Genomic DNA, 17,220 nt, shown 5'->3' on the forward strand with positions numbered 1-17,220 from the left:
TGCGCTTTACCAGGTTTGCGCTTGGTTACGCGCGCAGGCTGCTCAGCTCACTGAGCGCCGCCAGCAGCGCATCCTGTTCAGGCTGATGCTGACGCAGCTGTTCGGTAAAGGCGGTTTTCCCCGCAGGCGCTAACTGCTCTGCATTGCGGTTTTCTGCAGGGAGCACATCAGAGTGGGCAGGCAGTTGCATCGCACCACGGTCAGTTGCCATCTCTGCACCATCGCCCTGCCCGGTTTGCAGCGTAATCGGTACGATCCGGCTGGTACCGTCTGCGGCCTGCGCTTTCAGCGCCAGTTGGATCTGATTAACCTGCACCGCGCTGGCATCGGTAATACGCACCACGCCGTTGCGGGCATCGAACTGCACCCACGCAGGCAGCGGACGTCCGTTCGCCAATTGCAGCGTCAGCGTGGCATTACCTTCACGCACGCTGAACATGCGCTGCGGCAGGCTAAAGGCGAGCGCGCCGGAGGCATCCGGCTGTAACGCGCCCTGCACGCTACTGAAAGCCGACTCCAGCGCCGTTGTTTGACCGCGCACGCTCAGGAACAGGTTGGAATCCGCCGGAGAAACGGCGGCGCTGTCACGTACGGTGGTGCTGGCACGCGAAGAGAAGTTGACCTGATCCAGCGTCGGCATGAGCTGTGACATCACCGGATCGAGTACCCAAGGCGCATCCGACTGCCGTGTCGAACCCGTATCGCGCTGGCGGACGGGTTCGGCGACGATGTTGGTCGGTAGCGGCTGCGCTTCCGGGCGAGACAGATCGGCGACAATCACCCCCAGCGGCTGTTCGCGCTCTCTTTCGCTCGAATCAACAGGCAGGCTCACGCCCTGCTGCACCAGAATCACCGGTGCCGCCGTGGGGTTATCAGGATTGACCGGCTCCGTCGGCATACCGGGATCAACCGGCGTCGACGCGGCGTTGACCGTCAGCGCCACATTCAGCACCGTCGCGTTGCCCGCGCTGTCCGTGGCGGTAATCGTCAGGTTGAACGTTCCTGAAATGGCCGGATCGCCGCCGATCGTGCGCGTGGTGGCATCAAACGTCAGTCCGTTCGGTAGACCGTTGATCGACAACGTCAGCGCATCGTTTTCCGCATCGCTGAACAGGCTATTAGGTAAGGTATAGGACCAGCGAGTGCCAACCTGTGCCGTTGGCGGGGTGAATAATTCGGCATGGCCAACGGGCGGCTGGTTAACCTCTCTCGACAGCGTCACGCCAAGCGCCTGCGCCGCAGAATCGGCTGCGCCGTCATTGAGCACCAGCGTCAACGATGTCACGCTCCCCGTCAGCGGTGCGCTTGTCGCCCAGCTAATCTGACGAGCCAGCGCCGTCGCATCCGCACGGGAAATGGCAGCAGTGAAGGTAATAGTGAGCTTGCCTTCTGCCTGTGTGAAGGTCGCTACCGCTTGTCCGTCTTTGCTAATTACGCCATTCGCCAAGGTGAAACCATTGCCCGCAGTAAAATCGAAGCGATCGCCTGCTGATGCCGTTTCACCGCGCTGTAACGTGATCGACGCGCCCTGATAGTTTCCTGCCCCACCGTTCAATGCATCCAGTTCAGCATCACCGAAGACGATCGACGGCGCGACGATAACCGCCGGACCATCGATACGATAAACCGGCAGACGAGGGGCTTCATCCAGTACCGTCACGCCATTGCCGAGCACAATCAGACCACCGTCAACCGGCAGCAGATGGGTGAAGTTTGTACCGTTATTGATCAGCGTATCGAGTGGGATAAGCGCATTATCGTTCAACACATAGCGAGTGAGCGCACCATCGCCTTTCGTTACATACAGCACTGGCGCATCCGCAGAAAGGGCGATATCGCTCACCGTGCCTTCTGCCGCGATGCGAGCAAGGTGCGTAAAGGTTCCCGTGGCGGTATCCAGCGAGAAGGCATCGATCTGCCCCGCGCTGGCGACAAAGACGCTGCGGCCATCGGCGCTGACCGTTATCTGTTCCAGTCCAGAGAGTTGTACGGTATTGCCTGCGGCGTCGGTAAAGTCGCGGACATGTCCCAACGGCGTCAGTTTGCCGCTGTCGTCGCGCTGATAAACAATCACCGTCGCACCATTACTTGGATCGGTGGTGACAAAGAGCAAGTTGCCGCGGCTGAGAATACTGGTCGGGGCCCACAGATAAGGCGGGCTGGTCATATTTCCTTCGATAAGCCCAGCATAATCGAGCTTGCCTGTGGCCGTATCGCGGGTAAACCAGAGAAGGTTGTAGTTGTTGATGACATACAGCGTCTTACCATCATCAGACAGGGTGATGCCTTTGATGCCGTAGAGGTTGCTTTTATGTATATCGTAGTTATCAATGATGGTTTCTTTATGCTCCAGATTGCCCTCGGCATCGCGGCTAAACCAGACAATCGCGTTACCGTCGGCACGCAGTGCATACACGCTGTTGCCATCGGCGGAAACCTGTAGCTGGCTTATTCCTGTCACGCCTTCAGCGGCGGCAAAGGTCCGCACATAGGTTAATTCGCCGCTGTTCGCATCACGCTGGAATAAGGCAATCGCCCCTTTATCATCGCTGACATACAGCGCCAGCCCGTCCGTTGTGCGAGCGGCCGCCGTTACCGTACCCAGACCGCTAATCGTGGTATAGGTATTCACCAGACGCAGTTCATCGGCAGAGAGCACCGGATCGTTCGCCACGACAGGCGTGTCGTTGATCGCGGTAACCGCCACCGATAATGCCGTAACCTGAGACTCCAGATAACGATCGGACAGCGTTACCGTCACCGCCACTTGCGCAGCAGGCGTATGGCTGTCGCTGGCATAGGTAATCTGGCGCAGCGTATTCTGCACGTCTTCCGTGGTCGGGATGGTGCCGGCATTCGCGTTAAAGCGGATCGTCAACACACCGTCTTTATTGCTGACCTGACCGATGGTAACGCCGTCTTTTTGCAGCGTATCGCCGGATAGCGTCAGGCCGTTACCCGCGTTAACACCAAGCTTATCCAGCGCCGTTTTGCCGTCACCCAGCGTAATCTTGAGCGTCGCGCCGTCGTAGTTACCCTTGCCATCGTTAAGCTTATCCATCTGCGCATCGGACACCGTCGCATCCGGTGCCAGCACGATAGGATCGGCACGCTCGGTATACGTCGGCGTGATGCCCGGAACCGTAATGACTGGCGCAGTATTGGTTTCTGCCGCAGGCACCAGTGTCAGCGTAATCGCCTGATCTAGTTTGGTTTCCGGTGCCAAGCCGTTATAACTATTTTCTACAATCTTTAGGGTAACGTGACGTTCACCTGTCGGGTTATTGCCCAGATAGTTGTAGCCGATACTGTCGATAATTTTGGCAGTCTCACTGCCATTTTTCATCGAGTAGAAGACAACGGTAGCCTTTCCGTCTTTTACCGCAACAGAATATTCCGCCTCATTGGCGGTTTTCCGTACGCCGTTGGATGATTCAAGAACAATCGTGGATCCTCCCACGCTGATCGTCTCATTGGGCCCTGACGCATCAAATGTCAGCACCACCTGCCAAATGGTTTGCCCGCTCTCAATGGTGTCAATCTGGGTATCTTTAAACAGCCTAACGAACTCGCCGTTGCCCGGAATCTGTGGGTTGAGCACCGTCGTCGTTAACGTTGACGGATCGTTCACACCGACGAGATCGACGGTGATATCCAGGTCAGCGACGTTATTGTCATTGTCACGAATGCTGAAAGTGAAAACCGGTGACGAACCCGCCAGTTCAGGATCCTGACTGGTGTTGTTATAGGTGATTTGGCGCAGCACATTTTGCGCATCGGCTTGGGTTACTGCGGCAATAAATTTAATCGTCAGCGCCCCATCCACCTGGGTAAAGGTCGCGATCGCAACGCCATCTTTTAGGATGTTGTTGCCATCGAGCGTTAAACCGTTATCTGCCTTCAAGCCAAAGGTATCTTCCGGTTGTCCACCTTCCTGTCGACCCACCGTGATGGTGGCACCGTTATAGTCGCCCTTCGTTTCATTCAAAGCATCAAACTGCGGGTCGGACAGACGGCCTGAGGGCAGCAGCACAACGGGATCGTTGCCTTCGGTGTAAACAGCGCCCGTTGTGCCAACATTCAGTATGCTGACCTGATCGCTACCGACCAGATAGAGTTGCTTACCATCCGCGCTTAGTTCCACGTTTTGCAGCCCAGAGAAACCGATGCCAAGCGCACTATCACCACTCTTAATGGTCTGTTTCAGCGTCAGGCTGCCATCTTCAGCGCGGGAGAAAACGGTAATATTCCTCCCGATCACAAATAGCGCGGTTCCGTCAGCGGACACCACCAGATCGGTCGCCAACGCTTCGCCGGAGTCGCTTCCGTCATCGGCAAACGGCTCTGTCGATGCCAGCGTGAGTGCACCATCCGCACCTACCGTTATCGTATTGAGCGTGTAATTCCCCACATCGGCATGAATCGCATACAGCGTTTTGCCATCGGGCGACAGCGCCAGTCCGTTGATGTAATACTCGCTCGTTCCGCTAATCTGACCGACCTGAGCCAATGAGCCCTGCGCATCAATGTTGAAAGCCGTGACGCCGACTGTGCTGCCGGAACCGGAAACAAACAGGTAGCGCCCGGTTGGATCAACCACCAGACTGCTTGCGCCGATCAGATTATTAGCCTGAGAAACCGCAGTCAGGAGACCGTCCGTCCCGCGCTTAAACACCAGCACGCTGCGGCTGTCATTATCACTGCCAGACTGGGCGGCGGTGAGATAGAGGTAATCGCCTTGAGAAACGATGTGGGAACGTACATCCAGCGAACGCCCGCCCAATGCCGCCTGATCCAGAACGCCCGTTTGCGTCAGCTCACCGCCACTGCCAACGCGGAAGAGGGTCACCGTGTTGCCTTCACTGCCCACCACATACAGGTACTGCCCATCAGAGGACAGGGTCACCTCGGACGCCCCCGCCAATGAAGGATTGTCGATAAACCTGTCGTTCTGTAGCGTATCGTTATTAAACACCTCTCGGTAATGAGGAAGTATTTTTGACAGGGTGAATTTCCCTTCCGTATTGCGCACAAAGACGCTCAGTACCGCAGAGCCACTATTAGGTAAACTCACAACATAGAGCGTTTTGCCATCTGCGGACAGCGCGGTGTCTTTTACCCCCGTCATCAGATTCCTTTCGATGACCTGATTATACAAGTCTTGCAGAGACTGATCGTTTTTCAGCGCGGAGGATTCACCGCCGATCGCAGGGACTTGTTCAGGGTTGGGCGCAATGGTTAGCGTGAGCGTCTGCTCCACCTGTGCGCCCGATGCATCACTCGCCGTCACGCTGATCGTAAAGGTTCCAGAGCCATTCAGCACTGGCGTACCAGAAATGGTACGCGTGTCAGGATCGAAGGTTAATCCAGCAGGAAGACCGCTGACGTCCCATGTCAATGCACCATTCTCAGGATCGCGGAACAGATCTTCTGGCAGTTCTGCACTATACGAGTGTCCTGCTGTACCAGACGGCGGCACGTACTCGACGTTATCCACCACAGGCGGTTTATTCGGCACCAGCGTCAATAGCAGACTGGTCTCCTTACCACCGTCGCTAAAGGTGATATTCAACGGAATCGATGTACCAGCCGCATCGCCATTATTACGGTAAGTCACCTGATGCAGAACCTGGTTGGCGACCGTTTTAGTGACGCTTTCGGTAAACACCACCTTCACCGTCCCTTCACTCACGTTGAAGGTGCCAATGGTCGCGCCCTGATACTGAATCTCGTTGCCGGACAGCGTTAACCCGTTCCCACTCTGGAAAGCAAAGCGATCATTTGCCGATGCTTCGCCATTGCGGCTAATGGCAATAGATGCCCCCTTGTAATCATCGGCGGCGTCCAGTTCCTGATCTGACAGTGTGACGCTCGTGGCAAACGGGGCATCCGTCGTTTGGCTATAAGGCGCATTGGCTGCCGCATTGAGCACGTTCAGCCCGGCAAAGAACGTACTGACCCCGGCATAGATATTCTTACCATCCGCACTGACAGCAAGATGGTTAACCGTGTTAATCGAGAGTTCAACGCTATTGCGGTAGGTTAAGGCACCAGAATCGCTATCGCGACCAAACACCAGCACTGACTGACTACCAAGCGCAGCAACATACAACGCCGAACCGTCTTCGGATATCACCAGTTCACGCAGTGACAGCGCATTCGCAGGAATATATCCTGCATTATATAAATCCAATGTCCCAGCATAGGTCAGCGACCCGGTGTCCACATCACGGCTGAAAATCGAGACGGTGCCCTGCGTATTTGAGGACACATAGACAAAGCGGTTGTCAGGGGAGATCACGATATCCTGCAACCCATTGAGATAACGGTCGTCCTTCGGAATTTCCACGCTGTTCGCATCAGCCGCTATCGTCGTTTTATTGATCGTAGTGACGTAGTTCAGGCTGCCCGTTGCGGCATCGCGCGACAACACGGTAATACTGTGATTCCCCAGGTTGGAGATATACGCCGATGTGCCGTCACTGGACAGCACAATCCCGCTCGGGCTTCTCACCGGAATGGTGTCGCTGCCAACCAGCGAGCCGACAAACGTCAGCGCACCGGAGGTGGTATCGCGCGAGAAAAAGGTAATCGCGTTTTTAGTGGTCGATCCATCCGTCGGTGTCACACCGTTAATGGTGTACAGCGAGGAGCCATCTTCGGACAGCACGATCTCGGAAACTGCCGCATCCAGGCCGCTGACGCCGTTCTCACCCTGCGTGGCAACCACGCCGACATAGTTCAACTGTCCCGTTGTGGCATCACGGCTAAATTGCACCAGCGAGTAGGTGCTTCCGCTGCCTCCCGCCACATAGACGCTATTGCCGTCTTTTGACTGTGCCAGCGTGGTGATGGTGTTCAGGCCGTTGACTTCAATCGCAGGTGTGGATGGATCGTCCTGTTCGCCCTGCGTGAAACTTTGTAGCAGCGTTAATTTGCCGGTTTCCACATCACGAGCGTAAACGCGCAGGTAGGTTTTGCCGCTGTTATTGTCCCCTTCACTACCGGTGACCAGCAGGGTTTTCCCATCCTGCGAGACACCGATCGCCGAGACCCGTTCATTGTAATCACTGAGCTTTCCGTCGTTATAAAACAGCGCGGCATCGGGGGAGTAGGTTGCCTCGATCGTTGGCAGTTCGTTGAAGGCCAGATTAACGCTGCCAGAAACCGTCAGCGTCGCAGTATCGCTGCCGCCATTGGCGGTACCGCCGTTATCCTGCAACTCGGTTAGCGTAATGGTACGCAGGCCGCTGGCACTGGTGCTCTCTTTACCAGCTGAGTAGCTCAGACCATCGACCAGTTTCATCACCGCCATGCTGCTAATGCCTTGAACGCTACTCAGCACCAGTGAAGACTCGCCGCTCAGGGCGTTATACGTGTAACTATACTGATAACCGTTCACCGTCGTGCCCGCGCTGTCTTTGCTCAGATCGATGACTGTGCCATCCACCGTCAGGTATTCCTGATGCGGATTGTTTAGGCCATCAATGCCTATCGACAGTTTAGTCAGCGCCTGTCCGGCTTCTCCGGTATTCACAGCGGTATCTTTGAATATCGTGACGGACGCGCCACGCGTATCCAGCGTCAGGCTGCTTCCGCCCTGACTAACCAGCGTTGGCGCACTGTTGGCAGTCAACAGCAGTGCGACCGTGGTCACGGTGCTGTTCAGCTCACCATCGTTCGCGGTCACCGTCAGCACTACCGTCTCGGTAGTGCTCTGGCTACCAATGTTGCGGTAGGTGATTTGCTTCAGGACGGCATTGGCGGTTTCTTTCGTTACATCGGCGGTAAAGGTGACGCTAAGCACGCCCTGATTCTGCGTGAACGTTCCAATTTCCGTACCGGATTGCAGAACGTTGCCATCTTGCAGCGTCAGGTTATTGCCTGCGCTTAGGCCGAATTGATCGTCTGCGGAAGGCGTTTCACGACCGATGGTCACCACCGCGCCGTTATAGTTACCGGCGCCGTCGTTTAACACATCCAGATTGCTATCCGAAAGCGCAATATGATCGGCAAACGGTAAGTCGCTGCCGTAGAGGTAAGTGCGCAATGCGCTAAAGCGCTGAATGGCCTCACCCGCGATCAGGAGTGATTGCCCATCGGGTGACAGCACCATGCCACGCGTGTCGCCAATATCCTTAATCTGGCCGCTTTCGCTTAGCGCTCCCGTAGAGGCGTTGACGCTATAAATCTGCAATGTGCCTTCGCTGCTCAAGGCATAGAGCTGGCTACCATCGGCGTTAAGATAGACTGCGTTGACACCTTCCAGCGTTTTCGTATCCGTACGAGTCAGCGTTTTCCCTTCAGCGCCATCGCGCAGTTGGTAGACGTTAATTTCGCCGTTATCAGGAGCGGCGACGTAGATGAACTGTTGATCCTTCGAGATCGTCAATTGGTAATCTACCGCGCCATAACCTTTCCCAGATGTTTCCAATGTCGCGACAGAGATTAATTTTCCAGTATCACTCCGTTGGAAAACCGACAGTGTGTGCTTTACCCCCATCCCAATCGTGACCACATAGTTACCGCTGCTCGCCACGATACCACTGCGATCGATTCCGCTGTTATTCACCACCTGAAGTAGCGTCAGACTGCCCGTCGTCGCATCGCGAGTAAAGACGACCATGCCGTTCCACTCCGTAGCGACATAAACCTGCGTACCATCGCTGGAGACAGCCAGTCCGGTAATATTGCCGTTTTGCGAAGGGATAGTTTGGGTATAGCTGCCATCGACCTGAATGACCTGTCCGTTATTATCCAGGCTAAGTGCAACAATATTTTTATCGCCCGTAATGGCATAAAGTGAACGGTTGTCCGCACTCAGTGCGATGTCTTTCACATCTTTGAGCGCACTGATATCGCTCAGCGTTTGGCTCAGCGTCAGTGTGCCATGATCGCCGACGGTAAAGACCCCCAGAGTGCCATCGCTTCCTATGGCGTAGGCATACGCGCCATTACTGGAGTAGCGTACATCCTGTGGAGCCTCCATACCGGGCACGACGATCAATTCAGCCAGTTCGGGCGAATCTGATGCAGACACCACTGGCGCTACGTTGATTTTGCTATCGATAGTGATGGTCGAGTGCATATTCAGATCGACGGTGTCACTCTCATCACTCAGGCTTTTCAGAGTCACCGTGACATCCCCCGCCGCCACAGAGTTATCCTGCATCTGGTAGGCGATACCGTCAATCAACGCCCTGGTATCCGCGGGATCATTGGTAAAACCGTCGATATTAACGGTCACTGTCGTCGTTTCGCCGCTCGCGACCACGCGGTACGAGAAGCCATCTCCGTCTGCTCGCGTTGTCCCATTTCCCGATTCCAGCAAGATACTTTTACCGTCGATGAGTAATGCCTGATTCGCGCCCGCGCGATTGACGGTAATCACCAAATCTTTCAGTTCTTGCCCATTGTTATCTGCTGATACACGAACGTCGCGAAACAGATCGATTGGCTCGAAACTGTCGCTGGTGTCGGTCACCGTGACCGTCGCGTTGACAGGGGTCGCATCAACACCCGGTGTGGTATCCGTTGCCGCGACAGTCGCCGCCACATCCACCGCAGTGACCACAGCAGCGGCATCAAACATCATACGTGGTTCCAATACCCACGCCTGACGCGGCGTGCGCGTTAAGCCTGAACCAGATTTTGAGCGGGAAAAAGTCATCGTGTCATGTCCTGTAATAAAAGGGGCAAAGCGCGTCATTCCTGGCTACCTTCCGCGGTCATTCAACCAGCCGAACATAGCCGCCCTCGGTTTCGATCTGGCCAGCGATACGATCCAACCGTTGAATCAATTGATCCTCAACGCCCTCTGCGCCGAAGCCTGCACCATCGATAAAGCTCATGCGTTTTTCGCCCTCGGTACAGACCAGCAGGCCCGGCGTCGCTTCTCTGTCGAACAGGTTGCGGCCAAAGTCTTCAGGGTCGCCGGGACGAATACCGACAAAATAAAATTTGATGTTGCGCGCGCGGAAGCTGGAACACAGATCCTGAAAGCGCTGTGCGGCAAAGGAACGGGCAGGATCCGTTCCGGTCGAGCCACGAAATTCGTTACGATTGAAGTTGTAGCTGTCGGTGTCAAACCAGTTACCGATGGTGTTAGCCATCATGACGATCACCTTTTGCCCATCACCATTGCCGTCCAGATTGAAATCCAGCGGTAGCGTCGTATCGCCCCAGCCGTCTGAACCACGCATGTTGGGTGACAGCGCCGCCCCTGCCCATGACATTGCTATCGCATAGTTGGTGTTAAAGCGTGGGGTAAACTCGGCAATACGCTGATTCAACTTGCTTTCTTCATTGGTCAGCGGCATCAATGCTGCATTCGGGCACCCCCTATCTGCGACGATAAAGCGAGTATCTACGGCATCGGAGTTGTTATCCCACGGATAGAGATCGGGGTTAGGGCCACGCCAGGTAATCGGCGGTGCGCCGGGGCTGCCGTTTTGCGGCAAATCGTGGCGGTAGTACACGCGGAATTGCCCAACGGGCGGCTCATCCCAGAAGAAGTTTTCTTCCCGGCCCAGCCCACGGTACATGCACAGCAAATTCGCCCGGCGATCCGGGAAACGACGATCGGCGAGGCTGCTGACAACACCGCTGGCAAACAGTGAACGCAGCTCAGGCGGGTTTAGCGCACTCGGCGTAGACCAGCGGCGAATGCGATTCGCATCTTCCGCGTCATACACATTCACCGACTGGCTGTACGGCACCAGTGAGAGCCACAGGTTGTCGCGTTTACCGTCCGCGCTGCTTAGCATACGTTCGACAAACGAGCGGCTAACGCTTTTCAGCGAACGGATATCGGCATCACTCATATCCCCCGTCACTGGCATGACAAGGGCAATTTCAGTCGGACGGTTGATGACCTCAGAAGTCGAGTACACTTCCTGCTTTCTCGTCCCGAGGCTCAGCAGGCTGGGCTTGGTTTCGAAAGCGACAGTGACGGTATAGGTTTTACGCGTATCGCTGTTACGCCCTTCCGTGACGGCCACATCGCCCATCACCAGTTTTTCACTTAGGGCCTTATTCATCCCCAGATTATTTTTGACGTATTCATACGCCAGCTTATTAGTCTCTTCCTGACTGTACTCTTCACCATTAATGGTCGCCTGATGCCCGACAGCCAACGCGGCGGCATCCGTCGCACGTTTAATTTGCGTCGCATCGCCGGTGGCCGTAGAGGTATCCACGATAAAAGCCGCCGTCACCAATAACGCCATTGCACCCAGCACATAAAATCCCGTACCTGCGCCATTTTCCTGCTGAATAAACGCAGATAGGCGTTCACGCCAGAACAGAGTAGTTCTGCTATCGTCTTTTTTTACTCTTCTGTTCTGTAAGGTTTTTTTCATCCTTTCCTACCCTGTATTCCTGGATTCAGCGCGTACTCAACCCGCCCATCAAGCGGGAAAATAAAAACGACATAGCTCACACGTTATTTGTCTTAATGGTTTTGTTATTCCGGTAACGAGAAACTCGCTGCCGTTTGCGGTCTATTTGCCGCTTCTGTGTCTGGTATAAAGCCCGTAGCTATCGATCTTCTTCTTCCAGACCGGCCTCTTTTCTGAGTACCTCATCCAGCTCAACCACATCGATAGCCACCCGATTAACTGACGATGAGTGCAGCAGACCGCCCAACGACAGACCGCCTAGCAGGCTCACATCTTTCCCCTGACGGCAGATTTCGACCACCATCATGGAGGTATTCTTGCTGCCCTCTTCACGGTCTCTTTCCGGCAGTTCAGGGAGGTACTCTTCGCCCGGCAGGGTTTCACTTTCTGCGCACAGCGCCTCTGCCGTACCTCTGCTCAACTGCCAGTACAGCTCGCCGGTCTGGCGCACGTTGCTGATTAACAGTTGGTAATTGCCTAACCCTTCCGTTGGCAGCACCGTATCGAGCAAACCTTGCAAGCCTTTCTCATCCAGCTTCTGCTGCATCGCCAGTATTGACGCGATGGCGCCCGCACGCTGTTCCATACGCGTACGCTCCAGCCCGACGGTGTAGATATCCGCACACAGCGAACCAATCGCCAACACAATTGGAAACGCCAGCGCGGTTTCTACCGCGGTAGAAGCTCGACGAGAAAACCAGAAGCGGCGAAGTCCATTCAGGAAATAGCCGATTTTCAACGAACGACTGGTTTTCAATGAACGACTGGCTTTCAATGAATAATCAGTCATTGCGCAGTTCCGTCCCAAACACATGTTTGTACTGGTAGCGGAAGGTGTCTCCCAGCGTTAACACCTCCGGCAGCGGCGTGATAAACGCTTTTTTAATCTGCACCGTCACGGACCACACGGGGAGCGTCGTCGTTTCCTCACCATTGGGATTGTCCTGACTGCTATTTCCGTTGGTCAGCCCGCCAAGCTGGCTCAGATTGTCGAAGTGCAACACGCTGACGGTTAAATCGTCTTCCCTAAGGTAGCCGTATCCCGCTTCCACCATCCGTGCCTTTAGGCGCGTTCCCATCTGTTCCGCACTGTCCGACGCCAGGTTGTCGAGCCGAAAAGCCTGCACGGCTTTATCCAGTGCGGCGCTACCGGCGGCAATCACCAGCCCGATACGCGCCAGTTCAAACAGCATCATCACCCCGACCAGCACCACCGGCACCAGAAACGCCACTTCCGTCGCGATCACGCCGTGCGTGCTGCGCCAGTGACGTTCATGGCGCGGTACGATACTTTGCACTGTGCCCTTATCACGCCACGGGCCGAGATTACGAAGCCACGCCATTACTCAGGCGAACTCAATTGCAGGCGTTGACGGCTGGATAACAGCAGCGCTTCGCCACGGGATTTATCCTGTTGCATCTGCTGTAGACGCTGATGCAGCTCGTCGATCAAGCCATCAATACGCTGTGGCTGGGCAATGGTCGCCAGCGCCGAACGTGCGTCATCCTCTCTGCCGCCAGAAAGGTAGGCCAGCGCCAGATTCAGTCGGCCGGTTGCGTTACTCTCATCCACCGAGCGCAGCAGAGAAATGGCCTTGTCCGCATTGCCGCTTGCCAGCCATGAGAGCGCCAGATTGTTGAGTGCCGCGACATCTGCCGGGTTTATCTGCAACGCTTTTTCAAACAGCTGGCGCGCTTCTGCGTGTTTACCTGAGGCATCCATCACCACGCCCATACCATTGAGAGCGCCAGCGTCGTTTGGCTGTGCTTTCAGCGCACAGGCAAAGTCGGTTTGCGCCATCGCATTACGTCCCAATGCCAGCTGTGCACGGCCCATGCCCAGACACACCGCCAGCGCTTCTTCCGGCGTCATGTTGTTGGTGTCACCGCCCAACGCCTGACGTGCGCGTCCGTACAGTTCCAGCGTTTGCTGCGGTGAACGCGCCAGCGCTGCGACGCTGGCATACTCCAGCATCTCCGCGCCTTTCAGCGCATCGCGGCTGTCGAGGCGCGCGTACACTTCCGTCGCCGCTTCAACACGCCCTTGATCGCGCAGCAGCCGCGCCAGACGCAGGCCTTCATCTTTACTGCCTTTAATCGCCATCGAGCTGCCGCATCCCGCCAGCACGGTACTGACAATCAGCAGTGCCAGCATGGGCGCGCCGCGCTTAAGTTTTGCTACCAGATCGACCATCTTCGATAACTCCATCGGTTGTCACCCTTGCGACCCCCGGCTCATACCCGTCATACTTCAAGTTGCATGTGCGTTGGCTGCGTTCACTCACCCGAATCACTTACCTGTGTAAGCTCATCGGGATTCCTTCCCTTGCCGCCTTCCTGAAACTCGAATTATTTAGGGTATATATAGGGAATCGATGTTTTAAAAATCAATGTGTTGTAAATAAAATGCTATTGCGCCAGCAGGCGGACCACGCGCACCAGTGCAGGCGACGCCATAATGGCGATAATCGGTGGCAGAATCAGTGCCATCAACGGCACGCTCAGTTGCGCTGGCAATTTACCCGCCTTCTCTTCCAGACTCAGAATCAGCGTCTTGCGGCTTTCATCCGCAATCGTGCGCAACGCCTGAGACAGCGGCGTACCGTAGCGCTCCGCCTGAATCAGCGTCGCCACCATACTTTCGATCTCGCTGACGCGGGTTCGCTCCGCCAGATGTTTCATCGCCAGCGTGCGATCCGACAGGATCTGTAATTCGGCGGCGGTGTAGTGCAGTTCATCCGCCATTTCCGGTGAAGACAGTCCCAGTTCCTTCGAGACCACCTGCAACACGCGCCCGATAGGCAGACCGGCTTCGGCACAGACCACCATCAGATCCAGCGCATCCGGCACCGCTCGCGCCAGCTTTTCGCCCCGGCTTGCCGCACGCCACTTCAGCCACCACTCCGGCACCATCGAGCCGACAAAGAAACCGATCAGCCCTGCCGCAACGCCCGTCAGCCCCGCACGGTCAGCAGGCGGCAACCAGCCCCACACCAGCGCGATAGCAAGCAGCGCCCCGGCGGCAAATTTTCCCATCACCAGCCAGCCCACCGCTTCGTTGCGGCGGATCCCGGCCAGATCCAGCAGGCGGCGCAGATTGCGACGATCGCGCTCCGATCCCGACAGGCGCTCGCCTTGCGTGGCAACGGGCTGCAACAGCTTCTCCAGCAGGGGAGACAATGTGGTGCCCTGGCCTCTCAGGATGTTCTCCTGAGAGGCCGCCTCTATAGCGGCGGTGGGCAGATGCCCGCGCATGCGGATTTCCAACTGCTTGTATTGCTGTGTTTTATGCTGTGTCCGTGCCAGGTAAATCCCGACCACCATCAGCACAAGCGCCAGCAGCAGTAAGGGATCGTCAAAAACAGTCATAAATGGCTCTCCCTTTACCCTATTCGCTTAACCATCACGTGCGTGATCAACATGCCGACCGAGACGCTGCACAAGGCGTAAATCAGCACCGACGTTCCCACCGGATCGGAGAACAGGAAACTAAAGTCCTCCGGTGATTTCATGTACAGATAGGCCAGACAGCCGGGAAACAGCGCGGCAACAATCTTGGCCGATGCCCGTGCTTCCGACGTTTTGGATTGCACTTTCAGCTGCAACTCCCGACGTTCACGCAGCGTAGCGGACAGACGCTCCAGCGTTTCCCCCAGTCGTCCACCCGCTTCCTGATTGATGATCAGAATTACCACGAAGAAACGGTATTCGGACATCGGCACCCGCGTAGCCGAGGCCTGGATCACCTGACGCAGCGGAATCCCCAGCCGTAGCCAGTGATCGATCGTCTTGAATTCATTCGCCAGCGGCCCGGTCAGGTGCTCAGCAACAATCGAGAAAGTGTTAGCAACGGGTACACCAGCACGACAGCTGCGGGTAATCGCATCAATCGCTTCCGGCAGGCTCTCACGCAGTGCTTTCAGATGTTTCTGCAACGTCGAACGGAACAGCAGCAGGCCGATGCTGACAAACAGCAGCAGCGTAAATACCAGTCCCATCGTGAGCGGCAGCAGAGTGCGCTGCCCCAGAATCATGCCGAGTATCAGGCAGACCGCGGCCAGCGCCAGAGCGCGCTGAAGCAGGTTCTTTTTCCAGCCAATGAACGTCATCTGCGCCCACAGGATCGCCAGCCAACGCCCAATCACCGGGACACCCATCAGCGGCGTTCTGATCTCATCACGCAGGATCGAATCAGACGCCACCGCGGCAGCCGACGGGCTGACCTCGTTCAAAATCTGCTGCCAGCGTTGTTCGCGCTGCATGCGCTGTTGCCGTGATTTTCTCCAGGCGTTGACCGCCAGCAGCAGCATCAGCACGCTGCAAAACACCAGCAGCGTAATCAGGTTCAGACGTGCGTCACTCATCGGCGTCTCCTTCGTCCATTACTGCGCATCAAACAGGTGCGATTTGTCGCTGTAGAACTGCGGACGCTGGATGTGCTGAACATATTCCCCCGTCAACAGACCCTGTCCATCCATGCCCTGAATGTTGAAGCTGAACAGATCCTGAAGCTGGATGACTTCGTTCTCCATGCCGCACACTTCAGTGATGGATACCACGCGGCGCATGCCGTCGCGCATACGTTCGATCTGCACGATCAGGTGAACCGCGCTGGCGATCTGACGGCGGATCGCCATCAGTGGCAGCTGCATGTTCGCCATCATCACCATGTTTTCCAGACGCTGTATCGCATCGCGCGAGGTATTGGCGTGTACCGTACACAGCGAACCGTCATGACCGGTGTTCATCGCCTGCAACATGTCAAAGCTCTCGCCGCCGCGTACCTCGCCCAGAATGATGCGGTCAGGGCGCATACGCAGGGCGTTACGCATCAGATCGCGCTGATCGACGCGGCCGGTGCCTTCGGCGCTGACAGGACGCGTTTCCAGTCTCACCACGTGCTCCTGCTGCAATTGCAGTTCGGCGGCATCTTCGATGGTGATGATGCGATCGGTGCTGCCGATCTTCTGCGACAGCGCATTCAGCAAAGTGGTTTTACCCGCGCCCGTCCCGCCGGAGACGATCACGTTAACGCGCGCCTGCATCGCTTTGTTCAGCACATCCGCCATCGCGTAGGACATGCAGCGACGCTCTGCCAGCATTTCCAGCGACAGATTGCGGCGCATAAATTTACGGATCGAGATCGTGGTGCCGTCAATCGCCAGCGGATAGGTGATGACGTTGACGCGGCTACCGTCCGGAAGACGTGCATCCACCATCGGGCTGGCTTCGTCGATACGACGCCCCACTGCCGCCGCGATACGCTGCGCAGTGTTAAACACATGTTCTTCATCAATGAAGGTAATCGGCGACAGTTCCAGTTTGCCAAAGCGCTCGACAAACACCTGCCCCGCACCGTTAACCAGAATATCGTTGACCGTGTCATCCGACAGCAGCGGCTGGATCGGCCCGATCCCGGTCATCTCGTCCAGCATTTCGGCGGCGATGGCTTCCTCTTCCTGCCGGGAAAGCTGTAAGCGCTGCTCATCACAGATGCGGCGGATCACCGTCTCGATCTGTACCAGCAACTTGTCACGCCCCATCATCGCCGCTTTACCCGCGTCGATCTGATCGTAGAGCTGTGCGCGGATAATCCGGCGCTGGCTGGTTCGGCTGTCCGTCTGGCGCGCGGCTGGAGCGGATCCAGACGCGGAGCTCGCCGCAGGCTGTGTGCGGTTCTCCGCAGCCGGACGCGTTTTCAGTTCTGCCACATTGGCAGCAGGCGCAGGCTGAGGCGTGCTTTTTCCTGCTTCACTTTTTTGCAGGTTATTCTTGCGAATCAACATAATCCTGAACCCCAAAAAACAGTCTGTAACCCGTT

The 17,220-nt window shown here is 56.2% G+C and carries 8 protein-coding genes; all 8 read right to left on the reverse strand.

Features of this window, described 5'->3' with window-relative positions:
* Positions 1-25 precede the first annotated feature (25 nt).
* The 8 genes from WCT94_RS01700 to WCT94_RS01735 all read right to left on the reverse strand — a co-directional run bounded on the left by WCT94_RS01700 (position 26) and on the right by WCT94_RS01735 (position 17,185).
* A complete protein-coding gene (locus WCT94_RS01700) occupies positions 26-9,670 on the reverse strand; it encodes a beta-propeller fold lactonase family protein (RefSeq protein WP_336867542.1) in 9,645 nt (3,214 codons plus the stop codon).
* A gap of 58 nt (positions 9,671-9,728) precedes the next feature.
* Positions 9,729-11,360, reverse strand: a complete 1,632-nt coding sequence (locus tag WCT94_RS01705; protein ID WP_336867544.1) for a Tad domain-containing protein — start codon at positions 11,358-11,360, stop codon at positions 9,729-9,731.
* A gap of 178 nt (positions 11,361-11,538) precedes the next feature.
* On the reverse strand, positions 11,539-12,189 hold the full coding sequence (locus tag WCT94_RS01710; protein WP_336867546.1) for a TadE/TadG family type IV pilus assembly protein: 651 nt from the start codon (positions 12,187-12,189) through the stop codon (positions 11,539-11,541).
* Entirely contained in the window at positions 12,182-12,742 is a 561-nt protein-coding gene (locus WCT94_RS01715) for a hypothetical protein (RefSeq protein ID WP_336867547.1), read from the reverse strand. The genes WCT94_RS01710 and WCT94_RS01715 overlap by 8 nt, the downstream gene beginning before the upstream one ends.
* Positions 12,742-13,593: a tetratricopeptide repeat protein gene (locus WCT94_RS01720; RefSeq protein WP_336867662.1), complete on the reverse strand. Its 852-nt coding sequence runs from the start codon at positions 13,591-13,593 to the stop codon at positions 12,742-12,744. The genes WCT94_RS01715 and WCT94_RS01720 overlap by 1 nt, the downstream gene beginning before the upstream one ends.
* 215 nt (positions 13,594-13,808) lie before the next feature.
* Entirely contained in the window at positions 13,809-14,768 is a 960-nt protein-coding gene (locus WCT94_RS01725; RefSeq protein WP_336867549.1) for a type II secretion system F family protein, read from the reverse strand.
* Positions 14,769-14,782: 14 nt separating this feature from the next.
* Entirely contained in the window at positions 14,783-15,763 is a 981-nt protein-coding gene (locus tag WCT94_RS01730; protein ID WP_336867551.1) for a type II secretion system F family protein, read from the reverse strand.
* A gap of 18 nt (positions 15,764-15,781) precedes the next feature.
* A complete protein-coding gene (locus WCT94_RS01735; protein ID WP_043881711.1) occupies positions 15,782-17,185 on the reverse strand; it encodes a CpaF family protein in 1,404 nt (467 codons plus the stop codon).
* Positions 17,186-17,220: the final 35 nt, after the last annotated feature.

Source organism: Pectobacterium sp. 1950-15, assembly GCF_037136835.1.
Lineage (GTDB): Bacteria > Pseudomonadota > Gammaproteobacteria > Enterobacterales > Enterobacteriaceae > Pectobacterium.

Excerpts from the sequence above, each read along its gene's own strand:
- WCT94_RS01715 (WP_336867547.1), bottom strand. The coding sequence starts at position 12,742 with ATGGCGTGGCTTCGTAATCTCGGCCCGTGGCGTGATAAGGGCACAGTG.
- WCT94_RS01735 (WP_043881711.1), bottom strand. The coding sequence starts at position 17,185 with ATGTTGATTCGCAAGAATAACCTGCAAAAAAGTGAAGCAGGAAAAAGC.
- WCT94_RS01725 (WP_336867549.1), bottom strand. The coding sequence starts at position 14,768 with ATGACTGTTTTTGACGATCCCTTACTGCTGCTGGCGCTTGTGCTGATG.
- WCT94_RS01730 (WP_336867551.1), bottom strand. The coding sequence starts at position 15,763 with ATGAGTGACGCACGTCTGAACCTGATTACGCTGCTGGTGTTTTGCAGC.
- WCT94_RS01720 (WP_336867662.1), bottom strand. The coding sequence starts at position 13,593 with ATGGTCGATCTGGTAGCAAAACTTAAGCGCGGCGCGCCCATGCTGGCA.
- WCT94_RS01700 (WP_336867542.1), bottom strand. The coding sequence starts at position 9,670 with ATGACTTTTTCCCGCTCAAAATCTGGTTCAGGCTTAACGCGCACGCCG.
- WCT94_RS01705 (WP_336867544.1), bottom strand. The coding sequence starts at position 11,360 with ATGAAAAAAACCTTACAGAACAGAAGAGTAAAAAAAGACGATAGCAGA.
- WCT94_RS01710 (WP_336867546.1), bottom strand. The coding sequence starts at position 12,189 with ATGACTGATTATTCATTGAAAGCCAGTCGTTCATTGAAAACCAGTCGT.